22 protein-coding genes are annotated in these 21,773 nt (G+C 67.4%); 7 read left to right on the top strand and 15 right to left on the bottom strand.

Features of this window, described 5'->3' with window-relative positions; genetic code table 11:
* Positions 1 to 59: 59 nt before the first annotated feature.
* The 8 genes from hslU to AC5JLE_RS02920 form a co-directional block, all read right to left on the bottom strand.
* Complete coding sequence (hslU, locus tag AC5JLE_RS02955; protein ID WP_014648461.1) at positions 60 to 1,433, bottom strand: ATP-dependent protease ATPase subunit HslU; 1,374 nt, start codon at positions 1,431 to 1,433, stop codon at positions 60 to 62.
* A gap of 103 nt (positions 1,434 to 1,536) precedes the next feature.
* On the bottom strand, positions 1,537 to 2,088 hold the full coding sequence (gene hslV, locus AC5JLE_RS02950; RefSeq protein ID WP_005411093.1) for an ATP-dependent protease subunit HslV: 552 nt from the start codon (positions 2,086 to 2,088) through the stop codon (positions 1,537 to 1,539).
* Positions 2,089 to 2,173: 85 nt separating this feature from the next.
* Positions 2,174 to 3,070, bottom strand: a complete 897-nt coding sequence (gene xerC, locus AC5JLE_RS02945; RefSeq protein WP_164110176.1) for a tyrosine recombinase XerC — start codon at positions 3,068 to 3,070, stop codon at positions 2,174 to 2,176.
* Between the two features lie 16 nt (positions 3,071 to 3,086).
* Positions 3,087 to 3,761, bottom strand: coding sequence for a DUF484 family protein (locus tag AC5JLE_RS02940; protein WP_134967143.1), 675 nt, complete (start codon positions 3,759 to 3,761; stop codon positions 3,087 to 3,089).
* Positions 3,758 to 4,609 (bottom strand): diaminopimelate epimerase, encoded by an 852-nt coding sequence (gene dapF, locus AC5JLE_RS02935; RefSeq protein ID WP_032961204.1) that lies wholly within the window; start codon positions 4,607 to 4,609, stop codon positions 3,758 to 3,760. The genes AC5JLE_RS02940 and dapF overlap by 4 nt, the downstream gene beginning before the upstream one ends.
* On the bottom strand, positions 4,602 to 4,874 hold the full coding sequence (gene lptM, locus AC5JLE_RS02930) for an LPS translocon maturation chaperone LptM (protein WP_014648465.1): 273 nt from the start codon (positions 4,872 to 4,874) through the stop codon (positions 4,602 to 4,604). The genes dapF and lptM overlap by 8 nt, the downstream gene beginning before the upstream one ends.
* 82 nt (positions 4,875 to 4,956) lie before the next feature.
* On the bottom strand, positions 4,957 to 5,385 hold the full coding sequence (locus AC5JLE_RS02925) for a YbaN family protein (protein WP_014648466.1): 429 nt from the start codon (positions 5,383 to 5,385) through the stop codon (positions 4,957 to 4,959).
* Between the two features lie 54 nt (positions 5,386 to 5,439).
* The gene (locus tag AC5JLE_RS02920) at positions 5,440 to 7,551 is read right to left on the bottom strand and encodes a S9 family peptidase (protein ID WP_496065002.1); all 2,112 of its coding nucleotides are present in this window, start codon (positions 7,549 to 7,551) and stop codon (positions 5,440 to 5,442) included.
* A gap of 143 nt (positions 7,552 to 7,694) precedes the next feature.
* On the opposite strand from AC5JLE_RS02920, the gene AC5JLE_RS02915 reads away from it, so the two are divergent.
* On the top strand, positions 7,695 to 8,888 hold the full coding sequence (locus AC5JLE_RS02915; protein ID WP_049406038.1) for a pyridoxal phosphate-dependent aminotransferase: 1,194 nt from the start codon (positions 7,695 to 7,697) through the stop codon (positions 8,886 to 8,888).
* Positions 8,889 to 9,006: 118 nt separating this feature from the next.
* On the opposite strand, the gene AC5JLE_RS02910 is transcribed toward AC5JLE_RS02915, so the two are convergent.
* Both AC5JLE_RS02910 and AC5JLE_RS02905 read right to left on the bottom strand, forming a co-directional pair.
* The gene (locus AC5JLE_RS02910; RefSeq protein ID WP_496065001.1) at positions 9,007 to 11,103 is read right to left on the bottom strand and encodes a prolyl oligopeptidase family serine peptidase; all 2,097 of its coding nucleotides are present in this window, start codon (positions 11,101 to 11,103) and stop codon (positions 9,007 to 9,009) included.
* A 32-nt stretch (positions 11,104 to 11,135) separates the two neighbouring features.
* On the bottom strand, positions 11,136 to 11,459 hold the full coding sequence (locus tag AC5JLE_RS02905; protein WP_241884797.1) for a hypothetical protein: 324 nt from the start codon (positions 11,457 to 11,459) through the stop codon (positions 11,136 to 11,138).
* A 128-nt stretch (positions 11,460 to 11,587) separates the two neighbouring features.
* On the opposite strand from AC5JLE_RS02905, the gene AC5JLE_RS02900 reads away from it, so the two are divergent.
* Positions 11,588 to 12,190, top strand: a complete 603-nt coding sequence (locus tag AC5JLE_RS02900) for a lipocalin family protein (RefSeq protein WP_014648471.1) — start codon at positions 11,588 to 11,590, stop codon at positions 12,188 to 12,190.
* 96 nt (positions 12,191 to 12,286) lie between these two features.
* Here AC5JLE_RS02900 and AC5JLE_RS02895 read toward each other — a convergent pair whose 3' ends face one another.
* The 3 genes from AC5JLE_RS02895 to AC5JLE_RS02885 form a co-directional block, all read right to left on the bottom strand.
* Positions 12,287 to 12,976, bottom strand: coding sequence for a methionine ABC transporter permease (locus AC5JLE_RS02895; RefSeq protein WP_134809318.1), 690 nt, complete (start codon positions 12,974 to 12,976; stop codon positions 12,287 to 12,289).
* Positions 12,973 to 13,980: a methionine ABC transporter ATP-binding protein gene (locus AC5JLE_RS02890; protein ID WP_010481369.1), complete on the bottom strand. Its 1,008-nt coding sequence runs from the start codon at positions 13,978 to 13,980 to the stop codon at positions 12,973 to 12,975. The genes AC5JLE_RS02895 and AC5JLE_RS02890 overlap by 4 nt, the downstream gene beginning before the upstream one ends.
* A 210-nt stretch (positions 13,981 to 14,190) precedes the next feature.
* Positions 14,191 to 15,087 (bottom strand): DMT family transporter, encoded by an 897-nt coding sequence (locus AC5JLE_RS02885; protein WP_496065000.1) that lies wholly within the window; start codon positions 15,085 to 15,087, stop codon positions 14,191 to 14,193.
* A gap of 155 nt (positions 15,088 to 15,242) precedes the next feature.
* Between AC5JLE_RS02885 and AC5JLE_RS02880 the strand changes: the two genes are divergently transcribed.
* From AC5JLE_RS02880 to AC5JLE_RS02870, 3 genes are all read left to right on the top strand, one after another.
* Positions 15,243 to 15,725: a YajQ family cyclic di-GMP-binding protein gene (locus AC5JLE_RS02880; RefSeq protein WP_006471121.1), complete on the top strand. Its 483-nt coding sequence runs from the start codon at positions 15,243 to 15,245 to the stop codon at positions 15,723 to 15,725.
* A 101-nt stretch (positions 15,726 to 15,826) separates the two neighbouring features.
* The gene (locus tag AC5JLE_RS02875; protein WP_049406028.1) at positions 15,827 to 16,393 is read left to right on the top strand and encodes a DUF1415 domain-containing protein; all 567 of its coding nucleotides are present in this window, start codon (positions 15,827 to 15,829) and stop codon (positions 16,391 to 16,393) included.
* Positions 16,390 to 17,193, top strand: a complete 804-nt coding sequence (locus AC5JLE_RS02870) for an SDR family oxidoreductase (RefSeq protein ID WP_032961223.1) — start codon at positions 16,390 to 16,392, stop codon at positions 17,191 to 17,193. The genes AC5JLE_RS02875 and AC5JLE_RS02870 overlap by 4 nt, the downstream gene beginning before the upstream one ends.
* Before the next feature lie 71 nt (positions 17,194 to 17,264).
* Here the strand turns inward: AC5JLE_RS02870 and AC5JLE_RS02865 are convergent, their stop codons facing one another.
* Complete coding sequence (locus AC5JLE_RS02865; protein ID WP_032961226.1) at positions 17,265 to 19,295, bottom strand: M3 family metallopeptidase; 2,031 nt, start codon at positions 19,293 to 19,295, stop codon at positions 17,265 to 17,267.
* 170 nt (positions 19,296 to 19,465) lie between these two features.
* On the opposite strand from AC5JLE_RS02865, the gene AC5JLE_RS02860 reads away from it, so the two are divergent.
* The gene (locus tag AC5JLE_RS02860) at positions 19,466 to 19,870 is read left to right on the top strand and encodes a hypothetical protein (protein WP_014648478.1); all 405 of its coding nucleotides are present in this window, start codon (positions 19,466 to 19,468) and stop codon (positions 19,868 to 19,870) included.
* 138 nt (positions 19,871 to 20,008) lie between these two features.
* Here the strand turns inward: AC5JLE_RS02860 and AC5JLE_RS02855 are convergent, their stop codons facing one another.
* Positions 20,009 to 21,121 (bottom strand): PLP-dependent cysteine synthase family protein, encoded by a 1,113-nt coding sequence (locus tag AC5JLE_RS02855; protein ID WP_014038552.1) that lies wholly within the window; start codon positions 21,119 to 21,121, stop codon positions 20,009 to 20,011.
* 125 nt (positions 21,122 to 21,246) lie between these two features.
* Here AC5JLE_RS02855 and gloA point away from each other — a divergent pair, with 125 nt between their 5' ends.
* Positions 21,247 to 21,762 carry a lactoylglutathione lyase gene (gene gloA / locus AC5JLE_RS02850; RefSeq protein ID WP_014648479.1) on the top strand — a complete coding sequence of 172 codons (516 nt, stop codon included), beginning with the start codon at positions 21,247 to 21,249 and terminating at the stop codon, positions 21,760 to 21,762.
* The last annotated feature ends 11 nt before the right edge of the window (positions 21,763 to 21,773 follow it).

The following is a 21,773-nucleotide window of genomic DNA, read 5'->3' as shown; positions in this document are numbered from 1 at the left end:
TGCTGCAGTGGGCGGGGTCAGCGCCCTCGCCACGGCGAGGGATCCGACCCCACCAGGCATTACAGGATGTAGCGGCTCAGGTCCGGGTCCTGCACCAGCTCACCCAGGTGCTTGTCCACGTAGGCGCTGTCGATGGCCAGGGTTTCGCCGTCGCGGTCCGGTGCCTCGTAGCTGAGCGAATCCAGCAGGCGCTCCAGCACCGTATGCAGGCGACGCGCGCCGATGTTTTCCTGGCGTTCGTTCACCTGGAAAGCGATCTCGGCCAGACGATCAATGGCATCGGCAGTGAAGCTGACCTTGACGCCTTCGGTGGCCAGCAGTGCTTCGTACTGCTTGGTCAGCGCGGCCTTCGGTTCGGTCAGGATGCGCACGAAATCGTTCTTGCTCAGCGCACCCAGCTCCACGCGGATCGGGAAGCGGCCCTGCAGCTCCGGAATCAGGTCGCTGGGCTTGGCCAGATGGAACGCGCCCGACGCGATGAACAGGATGTGGTCGGTCTTGATCGTGCCGTACTTGGTGGACACGTTGGAGCCTTCCACCAACGGCAGCAGGTCGCGCTGCACGCCTTCGCGCGACACGTCACCACCACCCACGTTGTCGCCACGCTTGGCGACCTTGTCGATCTCGTCGATGAAGACGATGCCGTGCTGCTCGCAGGCCTCGATCGCGGCGGTGCGGATGTCGTCCTCGTTGACCAGCTTGCCCGCTTCTTCCTCGATCAGCAGCGGGCGCGCGGCCTTGATGGTCAGCGTGCGCTTGTGCGCCTTGGCGCCGCCGCCGAGGTTGGCGAACATCGACTTCAGCTGCTGGCCCATTTCCTCCATGCCCGGCGGGGTCATGATGTCCATGCTGACGTTGGCGGCAAGGTCGAGTTCGATCTCGCGCTCGTCCAGCTCACCGTTGCGCAGCATCTTGCGGAACTTGATGCGGGTCTCGTTGTCCTGCGCCGACGGCTCGTTGCGGGCGACTTCCGGATCGAAGCCGATGCCACCGCTGCGGCGCGGCAGCAGCGCATCCAGGATGCGGTCTTCGGCACGCTCTTCGGCCTGGGTGCGTACGCGCACCTTGGCCTGTTCGCGATAGAGCTTGACCGCGGTATCGGCCAGGTCGCGGATGATCTGCTCGACGTCCTTGCCGACGTAGCCGACTTCGGTGAAGCGGGTGGCTTCGACCTTCACGAACGGTGCGTTGGCCAGCGTGGCCAGGCGGCGCGCGATCTCGGTCTTGCCGACGCCGGTCGGGCCGATCATCAGGATGTTCTTCGGCATCACTTCATTGCGCAGCTCGGGCACCAGCTGCATGCGGCGCCAGCGGTTGCGCAGGGCGATGGCCACGGCGCGCTTGGCGTCGTGCTGGCCGACGATGTGCCGGTCCAGTTCCTGCACGATCTCGCGCGGGGTCATGGTGGCGGAGGAAACTTCGATCTTCGACATGGATGTGCTCACGGATTCTTTGTCGGTAGTGCCGGCCGCTGGCCGGCAACCAGGCACGCGTGCGGGGGATCATGAGGTTGCCGGCCAGCGGCCGACGCTACCTTCACAGCTCCTCGACCACCACGTTGCGGTTGGTGTAGATGCAGATGTCGCCGGCGATGCCGATCGCTTCGCTGGCGATGGTGCGCGCATCCAGTTCGGTGTGCGCCATCAAGGCGCGTGCGGCCGACAGTGCATACGAGCCACCCGAGCCGATGGCGATGATGCCGTCCTCCGGCTCGATCACATCGCCGGTGCCGCTGATGATCAGCGAGGTTTCCTTGTCGGCCACCGCCAACAGGGCTTCCAGCTTGCCGAGGCGGCGCTCGGTGCGCCAATCCTTGGCCAGTTCGACCGCAGCACGCTGCAGCTGGCCGTGCTTTTCCAGCTTGGCCTCGAACAGCTCGAACAGGGTGAAGGCATCGGCGGCCGCACCGGCGAAGCCGGCCAGCACCTGGCCATCACGGCCGAGGCGGCGCACCTTGCGCGCATTGCCCTTCATCACGGTGTGGCCCAGCGTGACCTGGCCGTCGCCGGCAATGGCCACGTGCTCGCCGCGACGGACGCAGACGATGGTGGTGGCGTGGAAAACGTTGGGGTTCTGACTGGGGTCCATGATGCCTCCGGGGTGACAGAACCAGAGGTGGGGACTGCGCTGCGCCCTTCAAGCCACCCGCGACCGGCTGCCGCAGGGGCAACGTTCAGCTTTCTCCGCTGCCGTCGTTGCTGCGTCGACGCTTCGCGCGCGGATGCGCGGCGTCGTAGACCTTGGCCAGGTGCTGGAAATCGAGGTGGGTATAGATCTGCGTGGTGGCGATGTCGGCGTGGCCCAGCAGCTCCTGCACACCGCGCAGGTCGCCGGACGATTCCAGGATGTGGCTGGCGAAACTGTGCCGCAGCATGTGCGGATGCACGTGCTTGAACAGGCCCTGGCGCTGCGCCAGCTGGCGGATGCGGATCTGCACTGCACGCTGGCTGATCGGCCCGTTGCGGCCGGGGAACACCGGCGAGGCCGGACCTCCCCCACTTTCCGTGCGCCACGCCTGCAGCGCTTCGCGCGCGGGCCGGCCGAACGGCACCCGGCGCTGGCGGTTGCCCTTGCCCAGCACGTTCACCAACCCGCTGTCGAAATCCAGATCGCGCCAGGTCAGCGCGCAGACTTCGCTCAGGCGCAGGCCAGAGGAATAGAACAGTTCCAGCAGCGCGCGGTCACGGCGGCCGAGCTCGCCCTCCGGCTCCAGCTCGACCAGCTGCACCGCCTCATCGGCGTCGAGGACCTGTGGCAACCGGCGCGGTGCGCGCGGTGCCTTCAGCGTCGCTGCCGGGCTGACCTCGATGCGCCCGTGCTTGAGCAGCCAGGCATAGAAGCTTCGGCAGGCCGACAGGCGGCGCTGCAGGCTCTTGGCCGACAGGCCGCGGCGGTGCTCGTCGGCAACGAACTGGCGCACCGCCTCGGCATCCAGTGCCTCCACCGCTACGCCACGCGGCTCGGCCCAGGCCGACAGCGCGTCCAGGTCGCGGCGGTAGGCGTCGAGCGTATGCGCCGACATCCGCCGCTCCACCTGCAGGTGCTGCAGGAAGGCCTGTACCGCGCTCATCGTCGTCGCAACCTGCTCAGCCCGGGAAGCGCTTCAGGCCAGTGACCAGCGCGTCGCCCATCATGCGCAGGAACAACGTCCCCATGCCCGGGTAGAAGCGGTTCGGGTCGTGGCTGCCGACCGCGATCAGGCCCACGCCCGGTAGCGGCAGCAGCGCGGTGGTCTGCACTTCCTCGCTGCGCACGCCGTACAGCACGGCATTCTTTTCCGGCTGCAGGCGGCCGCAGATCGGCTCGCCATCGTTCAGGCAATCGCGGAACGGGCCCAGCTGCGGATCATCCGCGGCAATCACCTGCAGCCAGTCGGCCTGTTCCAGCCCGGCCACTGGCGTGTGCACCACCAGCCGCACCAGGTCGCCGGCGAAGTCTTCCTGCAACGAGGCGGCCATCGCGCGCAGGGTGTCAGCCGCGTTGTCCTGCTTCATCAGCGCCAGGGTCAGCTGGTGCGTGCGCACCGCCAGGTGCTCATTGACCTGGGCGGTCGCGCCCAGATCGGCCAACCGTCGTGCCAGCTCGCGGTTCTTCTCGCGCAGCACTTCCAGCTGGTAGCTGGCCAGCGACGCGGTCGGGCCGTCGTCACGCGGCACCACCAGGGTCAGGGCCAGGTCCGGGAACTGCTTGAGGAAGCCGGGATGACGCCGCAACCAGGCAGCGACTTCATGGGCCCCGAGCTTGTCGACGGTTTCGGTCATGCGATCCACTCCCCTTCGAAGACGAATGCGGTCGGGCCCGCCATCACCACCGGCTGGCCATCGCCCGGCCACTGGATGCGCAGGTCGCCACCGGGCAGGCTGATGCGGGCATCGCGCTGCAGGCGACCGCGCTGCATCAGGGTCACCGCGGCGGCACAGGCACCACTGCCGCAGGCCAGGGTCTCGCCGACACCGCGCTCGAACACGCGCAGGCGGGCGTGGGCCGGGCTCATCACCTGGGCGAAGCCCACGTTCACCGAGCGCGGGAACGACGCATGCTGCTGCAGCAGCGCACCGACGCGCTCGACCGGTGCAGCATCGACCAGGCCCACTTCGATCACCGCATGCGGGTTGCCCATCGACACCGCGGCGAAGCGTACGCTCTCGCCCTGCAGCGGCAGCAGGTATTCCTCGCGCGCGTGCGCAAAGCCCATCAGCGGCACGTTGGCCGGCTCGAAGGCGGGCACGCCCATCGTCACCGCAAACTGCCCTTCGCCCAGCACCTTCACTTCATGGCTGGCCAGCGGGCTGTCGATGACGAATGCATCGCCCTGCGCACTGCCCTCGCGCACCAGCCAGGCGGCGATGCAGCGCGCGCCGTTGCCGCACTGCTCGGAATTGGAGCCGTCGGCATTCCAGATGCGGTACGAGGCCACCGAACCGTCCGCGCGCGGTGCCTCGATGGTCAGGATCTGGTCGCAGCCAACGCCGGTGTGGCGGTCGGCCAGGCGCGCGGCCAGCTCGGGCGTGGGCGGTGCGGTGCCGTCACGCAGGTCGATCACTACGAAATCATTGCCCGCGCCATGCATCTTGCTGAAACGCAGGGCCCTGGAACCGGCCTTACTCATTCCCGCTGCCCGCCTTCTTCGCGGGCGTTGGCGCCGGCTGGGTGGCCGGTGCGGCCGGCTCCACGGTCGTGGCCGGGGTGCCGCTGCCCTGGGTCTGCGGCGCGGTCGCCTCGGTGGCGGGCTCGGCAGCGGGTTCGACGGTTTCTTCCACCGGCACCGGCTTCTGCGGCAGTACCAGCGGTCCCTTGTTGCCGCAGGCGGCGAGGAGCAGCAGCGAGGCCGCTGCCAGCGGAATCAGGATGGCGTTTCGATGGGGGATCTTCATGCCCCGAGTATAGCCATTGGCGGCTGAGCGGTTGGTGCAGGGAATCGGGTTGCCGGCCAGCGGCCGGCACTACCGCCGGCGCTCAATCCGCGGGCGGTGGTGGCAGCGGCCGCGTCCACAGCCAGATTGCGACCACGGTCATGCTGCCGATCGAGAACCACTTCACCCAGGCGATCGGCACGCACCACAGCATGATGCCGGCGCATACCGCCATGGTGATCGTGGCCATCCACTTGCCGTAGCGGCTGACCGCCCCGTGTGCCTGCCAGTTGGCGATGGCCGGGCCGAAACGCGGATGCTGCAGCAGCCAGGTATGCAGGCGCTCCGAACCGCGCGAGGCGGCCCAGGCCGAGATCAGGATGAATACGGTGGTCGGCAGCCCCGGAACGAAGATGCCGACGATGCCGGTGCCCAGGCTGACGTACGCCAGCAGCCACCATGCCCAGCGGAAACGCACCACGCGCGGCGGCGTGGCGCTATCGCGGGGTGCAGATGGCTCGGGCTGGCTCATGGCCGCAAGGATACCGGTTCGGGGTGCCAGGCAGCGCCCGGCGCCCCTTCGCCGTTACGGCTGGGCGATGCCCAGCTGCTGCAGCACGAACGCGTACGACTCGGACAGTTCGCGGTAGCGTTGGAAGCGCCCCGACTTGCCGCCGTGGCCAGCTTCCATGTTGGTGCGGAACAGGATCGGGTAGTGGCCGGTGTTGTCATCACGCAGCTTGGCCACCCATTTGGCGGGCTCCCAGTACTGCACCTGCGAATCCCACAGGCCGGTACCCACGTACAGCGCCGGGTACGCCTGCTGCTTCACGTTGTCATAGGGCGAGTAGGACAGCATGTAGTCGTAATACGGCTTCTGCTCCGGGTTGCCCCACTCGTCGTATTCGTTGGTGGTCAACGGAATGGTCGGGTCGAGCATGGTGGTGACCACGTCGACGAACGGCACCTGCGCCACCATCACCCGGTAATCCTGCGGCGCCTGGTTGGCCACCGCGCCCATCAGCAGGCCGCCGGCGCTGCCACCGGACGCGGCCACGCGATCCTTCGCCGCCCAGCCCTGTGCTACCAGGCCACGGGTGACGTCGATGAAGTCGTTGAAGGTGTTCTGCTTGTGCAGCAGCTTGCCGTTCTCGTACCAGTCGCGCCCCATCTCCTGGCCGCCACGGATGTGGGCGATGGCATACACCACGCCACGATCAAGCAGGCTGACCGCGGTCTGGTTGAAGTACGGATCCATCGACATGCCGTAGCTGCCGTAGGCGTACTGGAACAGCGCGCCCTTGCCGTCCTTCTGGTAGCCCTTGCGGTAGACCAGCGACACCGGCACCTTCACGCCATCGCGCGCGGTGATCCAGACGCGGTCGGTCTCGTACTTCGAGGCGTCATAGCCGATCACCGGCTGCACCTTCAGCTGGCGACGCTCGCCGGTGGCGGTGTTCAGCTCGAACACGGTGGTCGGGGTGGTCATCGAGGTGTAGACGTAGCGCAGCCACGGCGTATCGGCCTCGGTGTTATCGCCCAGGCCCATCGAATAGGCCGGCTCGTCGGCCTTCACGTAGTCGCTGCGCCCGTCCTTGAACAGCAGGCGGATGCGCTCCAGGCCCTCGGAACGTTCGGCGATGGCGGTGTACGTGTCGAACAGTTCGAAGCCTTCGATGAACACCGCATCGTCGTGCGCGATCCAATCCTTCCATTGCGCGCGCGAGGTGGCATCGGTCGGCGCGGTGACCAGCTTGAAGTTCTTCGCACCGTCGTTGGTGCGGATCACCCAGCGGCCGTCATGGTGGTCGGCGTCGTACTCGACATCGCGCTGGCGCGGCGCCAGCACGGTGAAGGTGGTCGGGTCGCTGGCCGGCGCGTAGCGCTCTTCCGAGGACACGGTGCTGTGCACGCCGATGGTGATGAAGCGATCGTCGCGGGTGCGGCCGATGCCCATGTAGAAGCTGTCGTCCTTCTCTTCGTAGACGACGGTGTCGGCGCTGGCCGGGGTGCCCAGCACGTGCTTCTTCACGCGCACGGTCAGCAGCGTTTCCGGATCGTTCTCGACATACAGCACGGTGCGGTTGTCGTCGGCCCAGACCAGGTCGCCGGAGCTGCCGGTGATCACATCGGGCAGCAACGTGCCGGTGGCCAGGTCCTTGAAGCGGATCGTGTACTGGCGGCGGCCGACGTCATCGTCGGCCCAGGCCAGCAGCTGGTTGTCCTGGCTGACTTCCATCGAACCGACGCTGAAGTAGCCCTTGCCGGCGGCCATCGCGTTGACGTCCAGCAGGATTTCCTCTGCCGCCTCCATGCTGCCCTTGCGGCGCGCGTGGATGGGGTAATCCTGGCCGGTCTCGAAGCGGCTGTAGTACCAGTAGCCGCGCTCGCGCGCCGGCACGCTGGAATCGTCCTGCTTGATGCGGCCGACGATCTCCTTGTACAGGGTGTCTTCCAGTGGCTTCAGCGGCGCCAGCAGCTGGTCGGCGTAGGCATTCTCGGCCTGCAGGTAGGCCAGCATGTCCTTGTTCTCGCGCTTGTCGTCGCGCAGCCAGTAATAGTCATCGTTGCGGGTCGCGCCGAACGGCGCCTTGACCACGTGCGGATGCTTGGCGGCATCCGGCGGAACGGGCGGCGTGGCGGCGGTAGCAGTCGTGGTCATCAGGCTGGCGAGCAACAGGCAGAGGGTGGACTTCATGAGATAAGGCTCCTGGCGCATCAATGCAATGGTCTTCGACGGGGTCAGATCCCTTTTCCCGAAAAGGGATCTGACCCCAATCTCGGCAATGCGGCAACCCTGCGGAACGTCATGGGTTGCGCCGGCCGGCGTACCATGGGCACATGAGCACCCCGCCCCACACGCCGGGCTACAGCCGGCGCAGCCATGAAATCGCTCCGTTCCACGTGATGTCCCTGCTGGCCCGCGCGCAGGCGCTGGAACAGGCAGGCCACGATGTGATCCACCTGGAAATCGGCGAACCGGACTTCACTACCGCCGAACCCGTCGTGCGTGCCGGCCAGGCCGCACTGGCCGCCGGCCACACCCGCTACACCGCCGCGCGCGGCCTGCCGGCGCTGCGCCAGGCGATCAGCGGTTTCTACCGCAGCCACTATGGGCTGGATGTCGATCCCGAACGCATCCTGGTCACCCCGGGTGGGTCCGGTGCGCTGCTGCTGGCCAGCAGCCTGCTGGTCGATCCCGGCCGCCACTGGCTGCTGGCCGACCCCGGCTACCCCTGCAACCGCCACTTCCTGCGCCTCGTCGAGGGCGGCGCGCAGCTGGTGCCGGTCGGCCCGGACACCGCCTACCAGCTGACCCCTTCGCTGGTGGAACAGCACTGGAATGACGACAGCGTCGGCGCGCTGGTCGCCTCACCGGCCAATCCGACCGGCACCGTGCTGTCCGCCGACGAACTGGCGGCACTGTCGCAGGCCCTGCACGCGCGAGGCGGCCACCTGGTGGTGGACGAGATCTACCACGGCCTGACCTACGGCCTGGATGCGCCCAGCGTGCTGCAGGTGGACGACAGCGCGTTCGTGCTGAACAGTTTTTCCAAGTACTTCGGCATGACCGGCTGGCGGCTGGGCTGGCTGGTGGCACCGCCTGCAGCGGTACCGGACCTGGAAAAGCTGGCGCAGAACCTGTACATCAGCGCCTCCAGCATCGCCCAGCACGCCGCGCTCGCCTGCTTCAGCGAGGAATCGATGGCGATCTTCGAACAGCGCCGTGAAGCGTTCCGCCAACGCCGCGACTTCCTGCTGCCCGCGTTGCGTGAGCTCGGCTTCCGCATTGAAGTCGAGCCGCAGGGCGCGTTCTACCTGTACGCCGATGTCAGCGCGTTCACCGACGACGCGCAGGCGTTCTGCGCGCACTTCCTGGAAACCGAGCACGTGGCGTTCACCCCGGGCCTGGATTTCGGCTTCCATCGCGCCAACCAGCATGTGCGGCTGGCGTATACCCAGCAAGTACCGCGGTTGCAGGAGGCGGTGGCGCGGATCGCGCGCGGGTTGAAGCGTTGGCAGGGATCACGTTGAGGGTAGTGCCGGCCGCTGGCCGGCAAGCCGGGAATACCTGAATGATGCGGTTGCCGGCCAGCGGCCGGCACTACCGGTAAAGAAAAACGCCGCCCTGGGGCGGCGTTTTCCGTTCTGCTTACTTGCCGCCCAACCGCTCCCACAGGAAGCTGTAGGCCAGCGCGGACATATGCGCGGCCTGTGCGTTGTTGGCTGCGCCGCCGTGGCCCCCTTCGATGTTCTCGTAGTAGGTCACGTCCTTGCCGGCGTCGATCATCTTCGCCGCCATCTTGCGGGCGTGGCCCGGGTGCACGCGGTCATCGCGGGTGGAGGTCGTGAACAGCACCGGCGGGTAGTTCTTCTTCGCGTTGAACAGGTGATACGGCGAGAAGGTCTTGATGAATTCCCAGTCGCTGGTGTCCGGGTTGCCGTACTCGGCCATCCACGAGGCGCCGGCCAACAGGTGGCTGTAGCGCTTCATGTCCAGCAGCGGCACCTGCACCACCACCGCACCGAACAGCTCCGGGTACTGGGTCAGCATGTTGCCGGTCAGCAGGCCACCGTTGCTGCCGCCCTGCACGCCCAGGTGCTTGGCGCTGGTGATCTTGCGCTTGACCAGGTCCCGCGCCACCGCGGCCATGTCTTCATAGGCTTTGTGACGGTTCTGCTTCAGCGCCGCCTGGTGCCAGCGCGGGCCGTACTCGCCGCCGCCGCGGATGTTGGCGACCACGTACACGCCGCCCTTCTCCAGCCAGGCGCGGCCCATGCCACCGGAATAGCTCGGGGTCAGCGAGATCTCGAAACCACCGTAGCCATACAGCAGGGTCGGGTTGGAGCCATCGAGCTTCATCGCCCTGTCGTGCACCACGAAATACGGCACGCGGGTGCCGTCCTTGCTGGTGGCGAAGTGCTGCTCGATCACCTTGCCCTTGGCATCGAAGAAGGCCGGCATGGTCTTCAGCGTTTCCGGTGCCTGGCCGATCTCGGCCAGGGCCAGCGTGGTCGGCGTCAGGTAATCGGTGGCGGTCAGCCACACCGCGTCGCTGTCATTGCTGTCCACCGCAGCCACGCCCAGCGTGCCGAAGGCCGGGGCGCCGACGAAGCGGCTGGTCTGCCAGCCGTCGGCGCCCGGGGTCAGCACCGACAGGCGGTTCTTGACGTCGTCCAGCACATTCAGCACCAGGTGGCTCTTGGTCCAGCTGGCACTGGCCAGCGAGGTGGTCGCGGTCGGGGTGAACAGCACGTCGAAGTCGCGCTTGCCGGCCAGGAAGTCGTCCAGCTTCGTCGCCAGCAGCGAACCGGACGCGTAGGTCTTGCCGCCCACGGTCCACGGATCGCGCAGTTCCAGGGTCAGCCACTGCTTGTGCAACCCCTTCTCGGCCGAGTTCGGCGCATCGATCTTGGTCAGCGTGCCGTCGTCGCCACGCAGGTAGAGCTCGTTGTTGTAGAACGCCAGGGTGCGGCTGACCAGGTTGCGTTCGAAGCCCGGGGTGTCATCGTGCATCGCCGCGATGTACATGTCCTCCGGCTTGCCTTCGTACACCACGGTGGCCGAGGCCATCGGCGTGCCGCGCTTCCACAGCTTGGCCACGCGCGGGTAGCCGGAGGTGGTCATCGAGCCGGCACCGAAGTCGGTGTAGACGAACACGGTGTCGCGATCGACCCAGTTGAGGCCGCCCTTCGACTCCGGACGGAAGAAGCCGTCCTTGATCCAGGTCTTGTTGGCCAGATCGAACTCGCGGGTGACGTCGGCGTCGGCGCCGCCGCGCGACAGCGCGATCAGGCAACGGCTGTAATCCGGGCGCAGGCAATCGGCGCCGTGCCAGACCCAGTTCTCACCCTCGGCCTTGTTCAGCGCATCCAGGTCGAGCACGGTCTCCCACTGCGGCGAGGCCTTGCGGTACTCGGCCAGGGTGGTACGCCGCCACAGGCCGCGCTCGTGCTGCTGGTCCTTCCAGAAGTTGTAGTAGTAATCGCCGATCTTCTGCACGCCGGGAATCTTGGCGTCGGAGTCGAGCACCTCGCGGATGCGGGTCTCCATCTGCTTGAAGGCCGGGGTCTGCGCCAGGCGCGCCTCGGACTTGGCATTCTGTTCCTTGACCCAGGACAGTGGCTTGTCGCCGGTGACGTCCTCCAGCCAGGCGTAGCGATCGGTGTCTTCAGCGGCCACGGCGGTCCCCACCGAGGCAGCGGTCATCATGCCGGCCAGCAGGCAGGCGGAAGCGAGTCGTGACATTGCAGCTCCAGGCAGTCATAAGCCGGGGAACGCTAGCACGGAATGTCGCGGCCTCCCCCGTGTCGAAGGTCAGGCCGTGGCCGACGGCGCGCCTGTCCACCGGTACGCCGCGCCCGCCATCGCCATGACGGGTGCGGCAGCGGAAAGCGCAGCAGCGCCCACCAGGCCGCAAGCGGCATGCCCACCAGCCACATCGGCAGCCAGCCCAGCCATGCGCTGCTGCCACGCGCCGCCGGCCAGACCAGTACCAGCGCCAGCCCAGCCAGGGTCAGCTGCCGCACGCCGCGCAGCAGGCGCGGGTCGGCGCGTTCGATGACGCGTTCAGTTGCAGGGCGACGGACGGAACGAGCGTTCATGGGGGCTTCTCCGGTAGACAATGCAACACAGCTTGGGCAAGCCCCTTCTCACAGGATGCGACACCATTGACGGATCGCGTGCACACAGTCGACCATGCGCGTGCAAGCCCACTGGAGCCCGCTCCCGCATGACTTCGATCCGCCCGTTCTGCGCCGTGCTGCTGGCTCTGTCCCTGGCAGGTCCTGCCATGGCCGCCAGTGAGCCGCCGTCGCCCCGCGCCAGCGCCACCGACGCGGCCGACCCGGGGGCGCCGATCGACCTGAAGCGCTTCATGGGCACCTGGTATGTGATCGGCCGCGTGCCGAACTTCATCGAACGCGGGCATGTCGCCAGCGTCAACGAGTACGAGCTGCGCGACGAGCACAAGGTCGCCATCACCTACCGCTACCGTGATGGTTTCGGCGAACCACTGCAGGAAATTCGCGCACGTGCCAGCGTCGATCCGGACAGCGGCAACCATGGCTGGCGAACCTGGTTCTATCGCGTGGTGCCGACCCATTCGCGGGTACTGGAAGTGGCCCCGGACTATTCATGGGCACTGATCGGTTATCCGGGCCGCGAAATGGCCTGGATCTTCGCGCGCAAGCCGGACATGGACAAAGCCCTGTACAAGGAGCTGGCCGAGCGCCTGCGCGACGAGTACGGCGTGAACACCGACAAGCTCAAGCGCGTGCCTCAGCATCCGGAACAGGTCGGCAAGCTGGGCTACGAAGTACCGAACGCGCGTTGACCGCACGTGGAATTGCCGGCCAGCGGCCGGCACTACCGTTTTTTTCCCGGCAATCGGGTAGAGCCGGCCGCTGGCCGGCTGCCGCCCGGCATTCTGTTACTTGCGGCTGTAATGCGCGACCAGGCGGTCGCCGAGCATCTGCAGCAGCTGCACCAGGACCAGCAACAGGACCACGGTGACCAGCGCCACGTCGGTGTGCGAACGCTGGTAACCATCGCGGAACGCCAGGTCGCCGAGGCCACCGGAACCAATCGCACCGCCCATCGCGGTGAAGCCGATCAGGGCCACGGTGGTGACCGTCGCCCCGGCGATCAGCCCCGGTCGTGCTTCCGGCAGCAGCACCCGGGTGACCAGCTGCCAGGTGGTGGCGCCCATCGCCTGGGTCGCCTCGATCACGCCACGATCCACTTCGCGCAGCGCGGTCTCGACAAGGCGCGCGTAGAACGGCGCCGCGCCGATCACCAGCGGCACGATCGCGCCGCGCACGCCCAGCGAGGTACCCATCAGGAACAGCGTGACCGGGATCAGCACGATCATCAGGATGATGAAAGGCACCGAGCGCAGCAGGTTCACCACCAGAGCCAGCACGCCATAGGCAAACGGCCGGCGCTTCATCTGCGGCGCCCCGAACAGGTACAGCAGCACGCCCAGCGGCAGGCCGATGGCCAGGGTCAGCGGCAGCGAACCAAGCAGCATCAGCAGGGTGTCGAGGGTCGCCTGGCCGATGTCGGCCCACTTGCCCGCATCCAGATGGCGGAAGAAACCACCGGCAGTGGCGATGATCATCGACGCAGCTCCTCGACATGCACGCCGGCAGCCACGAACGCGGCCTGCGCGGCGGACTGGTCACCGCCCACCAGGGCGACCACCAGCTGGCCATACGGGGTGTCCTTGATCCGGTCGATACGCCCGGACAGGATGTTGTAGTCGACCCCGGTCTGGCGCGCGACGCTGCCGAGCAGGGGTTCGTAGGTGTCACCGCCAAGGAAGGTCAGGCGCACGATGCGCCCGCCGACCACGTCGAAATCGCGGTGCAACGCGCCTTCGTCCACGTGCTCCGACTCGCTGACGAACCGGCGCGTGGTCGGGTGCTGCGGGTGCAGGAAGACGCGGGTAACCGGTCCGGTTTCGACCATCTGGCCGGCATCGAGCACGGCGACGCGGTCGCAGACGCGGCGGATCACATCCATCTCGTGGGTGATCAGCACGATGGTCAGGCCGAGCTCGCGGTTGATCTTCGACAGCAGCGACAGCACCGATGCAGTGGTCTGCGGGTCGAGCGCACTGGTGGCCTCGTCGCACAGCAGGATCTGCGGGCGGGTCGCCAGCGCACGGGCGATGCCGACGCGCTGCTTCTGGCCACCGGACAGCTGCGCCGGATACTTCTGCGCATGCGCTTCCAGGCCGACGGTCTGCAGCAGTTCGGCAACGCGCGCATCGATCTCCGCCTTCGGCGTCCCAGCCAGCTCCAGCGGGAAGGCGACATTGCCGGCCACGGTGCGCGAGGACAGCAGGTTGAAGTGCTGGAAGATCATGCCGATGCGCCGGCGCAGCGCGCGCAGCCCGTCCGCGTCCAGCGCGGTGACATCCTCGCCGCCGATCAGCAACCGCCCGCCACTGGGTTCTTCCAGCCGGTTGATCATGCGGATCAGGGTCGATTTGCCGGCGCCGGAATGGCCGATGATGCCGAATACCTCACCGGCTTCGATGGTCAGGTCCAGCGGTTGCAGCGCGCTGACTTCGCGGCCGGCAACGGCATAGGATTTGTGCAGGCGCTGGAACTCGATCACGGGCGTGGCTCACCGGCTGGGTGACGGAAGGGGGCGTGCAGCCTACCAGCGCAGGCGGTCGCGCGCCCGCGCCATGGGCCAGAATGTTATTCCTTTTGGTTCTAAGCCGCCCGCGCCGGCGCGTAGGCCGGGGTCAGAGCCCCTGCGGGGATCCGACCCCGGGGTCGGATCCCCGCAGGGGCTCTGACCGCATTCCCTGGCCCAACCGGCTCAGGGATGATCCAGCGGCTTCGGCGGCTCCTGCCGGTTCACCCGCTCGCGGTGCAGCAGGTACAGACCGGAGGCGACGATGATCGCGGCGCCCACCCAGGTATAGCCGTCGGGCAGCTGGCCCCAGAAGGCCAGGTCCCAGCCGATCACCCACACCAGCCCGCTGTACTCCAGCGGCGCGATCATCGAGGCCTCGCCCAGCTGGAAGGCCTTGGTCAGGGCGATCTGGCCCAGGGCCCCGGCCAGGCCCATGCCGGCGATCAGCGGCGCATGCGCCAGCTGCAGCGGCACCCAGCCGGGAATGGACAGCAGGCCGGCACCGATGGCCATGATGACCAGGAACCACACCACCATCGACTGCGAGGTATCGGTGCGGGTCAGCAGGCTGACCGTGATCGCCGCCACGGCATAGGCGGTTGCCGCCGCCAGCACCATCAGGCCGGGCACCGAAATGAAGCCGTCCACGCCCGGACGCAGCACCACCAGCACGCCGACCAGGCCGATGCCGATGGCGACCCAGCGCCGCGGCCCGACCCGCTCGCCCAGCAGCGGTACCGACAAGGCGGCGATCAGCAGCGGGGCGACGAAATAGATGGTGTAGGCGGTGGACAGCGGCAGTTCGCGCAGGGCGAACACGAAGCAGCCAATCATCGCCATGCCCAGCGCGCCACGCAGCAGGTGCAGGCCCCAGCGACGCGGCACCAGCGAGCGCGGGCCGGCGCTGGCCAACACCCAGACCAGCACGAACGGCAACGAGGCCGCGCCGCGCAGGAAGGTCACTTCCAGGGTCGGATAGCTGGCCGACAGCTGCTTCATGCCAGCGTCCATCAGCGAGAAACAGGCGACCGCAGCGACCATCCAGGCCACCGCACGCGAAGGGGAGCGTTGCACGTTCATGGCCCATTATCGCCCGGTCGTCGCTTTCTGTAGAGCCGAGCCCACGCTCGGCTGCCCTTCACAAAGCCGCCGAGCGTGGGCTCGGCTCTACAAAGGGCGGGCATGCGGGCCCTCGCGATAGAATGATCGCCACTGAAACCTGCGGAGCACCGCCCATGCCTTCCTTCGACGTCGTGTCCGAAGTCGACACCCACGAGCTGACCAACGCCATCGACCAGGCCAACCGCGAACTGGCCACCCGCTTCGACTTCAAGGGCGTGGACGCAAAATTCGAGCGCGACGGCGATGTCATCAACCAGACCGCGCCGACCGAATTCCAGCTCAAGCAGATGAACGACATCCTGCGTGCTCGCCTGGCCGCACGCGGCATCGACGTGCTCAGCCTGGAGTTCGGCGACATCGAGACCAACCTGGCCCAGGCCCGGCAGAAGATCACCGTCAAGCAGGGCATCGAGCAGAAGATCGCCAAGAAGATCGCGGCGGCGCTGAAGGATGCCAAGCTGAAGGTGGAAAGCCAGATCAACGGCGACAAGCTGCGCGTGCAGGGCAAGAAGCGCGACGACCTGCAGGACGCCATCGCCGTGCTTAAGGCCGGCAAGTTCGAGCTGCCGCTGCAGTTCAACAACTTCCGCGACTGAGGCATCCGCCGGGCATGCCCCGGCGCTGCCAGCGGCAGGCACGACGGCGCGTTGCCAGCGACGCGCCTACAATGGCGGCCCCGCCAGCCGACGTGCCCGCCATGACCGATTCCCCCCTGCCCACCGATGACCCGATCGCTGCCACCCGCCTGTGGCTGGAGCGCATCGTCATCGGCCTGAACCTGTGCCCGTTCGCCAAGGCGGTGTATGTGAAGGACCAGGTCCGCATCGTGCTCAGTGATGCGACCACGCCGGAAGCGCTGGTTGAGCAGCTGGCCGAGGAACTGGTGCTGTTGCGCGATACGCCGGCCGAGCAGATCGATACCACGCTGATCGTGCATCCGCAGGTGCTGACGGACTTCCTCGACTACAACGATTTCCTCGACAACGCCGACGCCGCGATCGAGGCACTGGACCTGCAGGGGATCCTGCAGGTGGCCAGCTTCCACCCGGACTACCAGTTCGACGGCGTGGCAGCGGACGACGCCAGCAACTACACCAATCGCGCGCCCTTCCCCACCCTGCACCTGCTGCGCGAAGACAGCGTGGCGCGCGCAGTGGATGTCTATCCGGACCCGGACGTGATCGTCGAGCGCAACATCCAGACCCTGGACCGCATCGGTGTGGACGGCTGGCATCGCCGCCTGCGTGGCGAAGACCTGACGTGAGCACGGTGCCGCCGATTGCCGCATGGCCGGCCGCGCCGCTGTCGGGCAAGGTGGTGCTGGTCACCGGCGGCGCCAACGGCATCGGCCGTGGCATCGCCCAGGCCGTGCTCGGTGCCGGTGGACGCGTGCTGATCGGCGACCTGGACGTGGAGGCCGGCGAGGCGTGCCTGGCGGAATGGCAGCGTAGTGGCGAGGCCGCATTCCAGCGCCTGGACATCACCGACGAAGCCAGCGTGCGCGACTTCATCGCCGTGGCCCTGCGGCGTTTCAGCCGTATCGACGGGCTGGTCAACAACGCGGGCATCGCCGGACCGCATGGCACGCAGCTGCAGGACATGGACTGGGACGAGTGGCAGCGCCGCCTGTCCTCGCTGCACGGTGCCTTCCTGTGCAGCAAGCACGCACTACCGGCGCTGACGGCCAGCGCCGCCGGCGCAATCATCAACATCGCCTCGACCCGCGCCTGGCAATCCGAAGCGCACAGCGAGGCCTATGCTGCGGCCAAAGGCGGGCTGGTGGCGTTCACCCATGCGCTGGCGATCAGTGCCGGCCCAACGGTGCGGGTCAACAGCATCAGTCCGGGCTGGATCGGCACCACGGCCTGGCAGGCCCCCTCGCGGCGACACGCACCGGAGTACTCCGCCATCGACCAGGCACAGCACCCGGTCGGCCGGGTCGGCCGCCCCGAGGACATCGGCGCGCTGGCGGTGTACCTGCTGTCGTCGCTGTCCGGCTTCAGCACCGGCCAGGACTTCATCGTCGACGGCGGCATGACCCGGAAGATGATCTACGCCGAATAGAAAAAGGGGACGGAGGGGATTAAGTCGTTTGTGCACAAACGACTTAATCCCCTCCGTCCCCTTTTTTTCGCTTACGCCATGCCCGAGTGCCGCAGCAGCGCGTCGATCTGCGGCGCGCGGCCGCGGAAGGCCTTGAAGTTCTCCGCCGCCGGGCGGCTGCCACCACGCGACAGGATCTCATCGCGGAAGCGTGCACCGGTTTCAGCCAGTGCCTGCGGCGCTTCCTCGAACGCGGCGTAGGCATCGGCGCTGAGCACTTCGGCCCACTTGTAGCTGTAGTAACCCGCGGCGTAACCACCGGCGAAGATGTGGCTGAACTGGTGCGGGAAGCGGTTCCAGACCGGCGGGTGGTTCACGGCCACTTCCGCGCGCACTCGGTCCAGCAGTGCCAGCACGCTGTCCTGCGCCGGTTCGAACTGGCTGTGCAGCAGCATGTCGAACAGGCCGAACTCCAGCTGGCGCACCGTGGCCATGCCGCTATGGAAATTGCGCGCCGCCAGCATGCGCTCGTACAGCGCGCGCGGCAGCGGCTCGCCACTGTCCACGTGCGCGGTCATGCCCTGCAGGTGGTCCCATTCCCAGCAGAAGTTCTCCATGAACTGGCTGGGCAGCTCCACCGCGTCCCATTCCACGCCGTTGATGCCGGCCACGCCCAGTTCGCCGATGCGGGTCAGCAGCTGGTGCAGCCCGTGGCCCATCTCATGGAACAGCGTGGTCACTTCATTGTGGCTGAAGGTCGCCGGCCTGCCGTTGGCGCCCCGGCCAAAGTTGCACACCAGGTAGACCAGTGGCGTCTGCACGCTGCCGTCGCCACGCACGCGACGGTTGCGGCAATCGTCCATCCACGCACCGCCGCGCTTGCCCTCGCGTGCGTACAGGTCCAGGTAGAACTGGCCGACCAGCGCGCCCTGCGCATCGACCAGGCGGAAGAAGCGCACGTCTTCGTGCCACACCGGTGCGCTGTCTTCCTGCACATGCAGGCCATACAGCTGCTCGATCACCGAGAACAGGCCGCCCAGTACCTTCGGTTCGGTGAAATACTGCTTCACCTCCTGCTCGGAATAGCTGTAACGCGCCTGCTTCAGGCGGTCGGCGGCGAACGCCAGGTCCCAGGCCTGCAGGTCATCGATGCCCAGCTGCTCGCGTGCGAACTGCTCCAGCTCGGCGCGGTCCTTGGCCGCGAACGGCTTGGCTCGCGCGGCAAGGTCACGCAGGAAACCCAGCACTTCGGCCGGGTCCTGCGCCATCTTGGTCGCCACCGAGTAATGGCCGTACGAATCGAAGCCGAGCAACGCGGCCAGTTCGGCGCGCAGGGCAAGGATACGGTCGATGTTGCCACTGTTGTCCAGCGCGTCATCGCCGAACTCCGATGCACGCTGCGCGCTGGCACGGTACAGGATCTCGCGCAGGTCGCGGTCTTCAGCCCAGGTCTGCACCGGCAGGTAGCACGGCATCTGCAGGGTCAGTTTCCAGCCGGTCCTGCCGTCCTTCTCTGCCGCAGCGCGCGCGGCAGCCTTCACGTCTTCCGGCAGGCCCAGCAGTCGCGCTTCGTCCTCGATGTACAGCGACCATGCATCGGTGGCGTCGAGCACGTTCTGCGAGAACTTCGCCGACAGCGCCGACAGTTCCTCCTTGATCGCCGCAAAGCGCTGCTGCGCCTCAGGTGCCAGCTCGGCACCGCCCAGGCGGAAGTCACGCAGCGTGTTGTCCAGCACCTTGCGCTGGGCTTCATTGAAATGCGCCGCCTCCGGGCTGGCGGCCAGTGCCTGGTACTGGCGATACAGCGCCAGGTTCTGGCCCAGCGCGCTGGCGAAACGGGTCACCCGCGGCAGGTTGCCGTTGTAGGCCTCACGCAGTTCCGGGGTGTTGACCACCCCCTGCAGGTGGCCGACCAGGCCCCAGGCACGCCACAGGCGCTCGGTGGCGTCATCCAGCGGGGTGACGAAGGTGTCCCAACGCACCGGCTGCACCCGCTCGGCTGCGCTGACGGCAGCTTCGGCCTCGGCCAGCAGCACATCCAGCGCCGGCGCGACGTGCTCGGGGCGGATCGCGTCAAAGCGCGGCAGTCCGGAAAAGTCGAGCAGGGGGTTGGCAACGGTCACGGCAGATCTCCAGGGAACGGGCCCGGCGGGCGGGCAGCTTCCCAGATATGGCGCTGACAGGCGCGGCTGACAAGGGGGCATGCGCCGGCGTTCACGTCGGCCTGACGGCCGCGCACCGAAGCTCTGGCTGCGGGGGAGTCCGCAGCGGTACTTACCGAACGAGGCCCTACATGGAAGGTCTGGCTGCAGTGGCATCCATCTCACCGGCGCGCTCGCTGGCGCTGTCCGCCAGCCCGGCAGAACTGGCCTGGATCGCCGCGCTGTGCGATGCCGGCGACGACGCCCCCCGCCATTTGGAGCAGCTGCAGGCGGTATTGCAGCAGGGCGGCACGTTCAACGATGCCCAGGAGTGGTACCCGTTCGAGGTGATCGAGCGCGGCGCCAGCCAGTTGCAGCTGGGCCACGAGCGCGAGTTCGTGATCTGCGTGCTGCTGTGGCTGCAGGCATTGGCCCAGGGACGCGCCAGCATCCTGGACCCCAGCCTGCACCTGGATGACCGCGCGATGGACATCGAGGCGTTGCCTGATGCGCTGCGCGATGCGGTGCTGGATGCGTTCACCGCAGCGGGGTATTGAGACGCCCCGGCGACCGGGTGGAGTCGACTGTGGGTCGACTTTCGCGCGCAGCGCGGGATTCCGGCGACCTGAACGTGGAGCGGTCGACCAACAGTAGACGCTACCCAGCCGATGCACAGCCGGCCGTGCGTTGCCGCGTTACAACGCTTCCAGGCTGCACCACGGCAGTTCGGGCAACCCCTGCCCGGCCACCGCCGCCGCCAGCTGCGCATCGGCGCCGTCGACATCGATCCCCTGTCGCCCATACCACGCCGGGTCGTAATAGCTCTGCGCATAGCGCTCGCCACTGTCGCACAGGATGCTGACGATGCTGCCCTGGTGGCCCGCCTCACGCATCCATTGCGCGGCCTGCAGCACGCCGATGAAGTTGGTGCCGGTGGAGCCACCGACACGGCGGCCGAGCTGGCGGCTGACATGGCGCATCGCGGCCAGGCTCAGCGCATCGGGCACCTTCACCATCGCATCGACACTGGTCGGGATGAAACTCGGCTCCACCCGTGGCCGGCCGATGCCTTCCACGCGCGAGCCACCGCTACAGGTCAGTCCACGCCAGTCCTGTTCACCGGCCACGGCAGCCTTGTAGCCGTCGAAGAACACCGACACTTCCGGGTCCGCGCAGAGGATGCGGGTGTCATGCCGGCGGTAGCTGACATAACGGCCCAGCGTGGCGGCGGTACCGCCGGTACCCGGGCTGCACACGATCCATTCCGGAACCGGGCTGGGCTCTTCGGCCATCTGCTTGAAGATGGATTCGGCGATGTTGTTGTTGGCACGCCAGTCGGTCGCCCGCTCGGCATAGGTGAACTGGTCCATGAAGTGGCCGCCGGTTTCGCGGGCCAGCTTTTCCGAATCACAGTTGAGGTCGCAGGCGCGCTCGACCAGGTGGCAGCGGCCCCCATGGAACTCGATCGCCGCGATCTTTTCCGGCGAGGTGGTGGCCGGGATCACCGCAATGAACGGCAGGCCCAGCAGGCGCGCGAAATAGGCTTCGGACACGGCGGTCGAGCCACTGGAGGCCTCGATCACTGGCCGGCCCTCGCGCAACCAACCGTTGGCCAGCGCGTACAGGAACAGCGAGCGCGCCAGCCGGTGCTTGAGGCTGCCGGTGGGATGGCTCGACTCGTCCTTCAGGTACAGGTCGATGCCCTCGAACCCGGGCAGCGCCAGCGGGATCAGATGGGTATCGGCGGAACGGTTGAAATCGGCTTCGATCTTGCGGATGGCGGCGGCCACCCATTCACGCTGCGACATGGCGGGCAATCGTTATCAGGACGGAACGGTGCGATCCGGCCATTGTACGTCGCGGTGCCGTCAGGTGCGGGCCGGTAGAATGGCGCCATCCGGCCGGCAACGGCCCCGTCTGAAGGACCTCCCCCATGACCATTCCCGCCCTGCGCGATGTCCCCGGCGTCGCCGCCCAGGCCCCGGCCGAAACCAGCGGCTTCGTGTTCAACCACACCATGCTGCGGGTGAAGGACATCACCGCCTCGCTGGACTTCTACACCCGCGTACTGGGTTACCAGCTGATCGACAAGCGCGACTTCCCCGACGCCCAGTTCAGCCTGTACTTCCTGGCCTACGTGCCGGCCGGCGCAGTGGTGCCAGAAGACGACAGCCAGCGCCGCCTGTGGATGGCCGGCCTGCCGGGCGTGCTGGAACTGACCCACAACCACGGTACCGAAACCCAGGCCGGTGCGGTGTACCACGACGGCAACAGCGACCCGCGCGGCTTCGGCCACATCTGCGTGTCGGTGCCGGACATCGAGGCCGCCTGCCAGCGCTTCGAGGACCTCGGCGTGACCTTCCAGAAACGCCTGACCGACGGCCGCATGAAGAACCTGGCCTTCATCAAGGACCCGGACGGCTACTGGGTCGAAATCATCGCCAACTGACAAAAAGGGGA

Source organism: Stenotrophomonas sp. (assembly GCF_059505245.1).
Note: the sequence above shows the minus strand (reverse complement) of the source record. Positions and strands in the feature narration are given on the sequence as shown.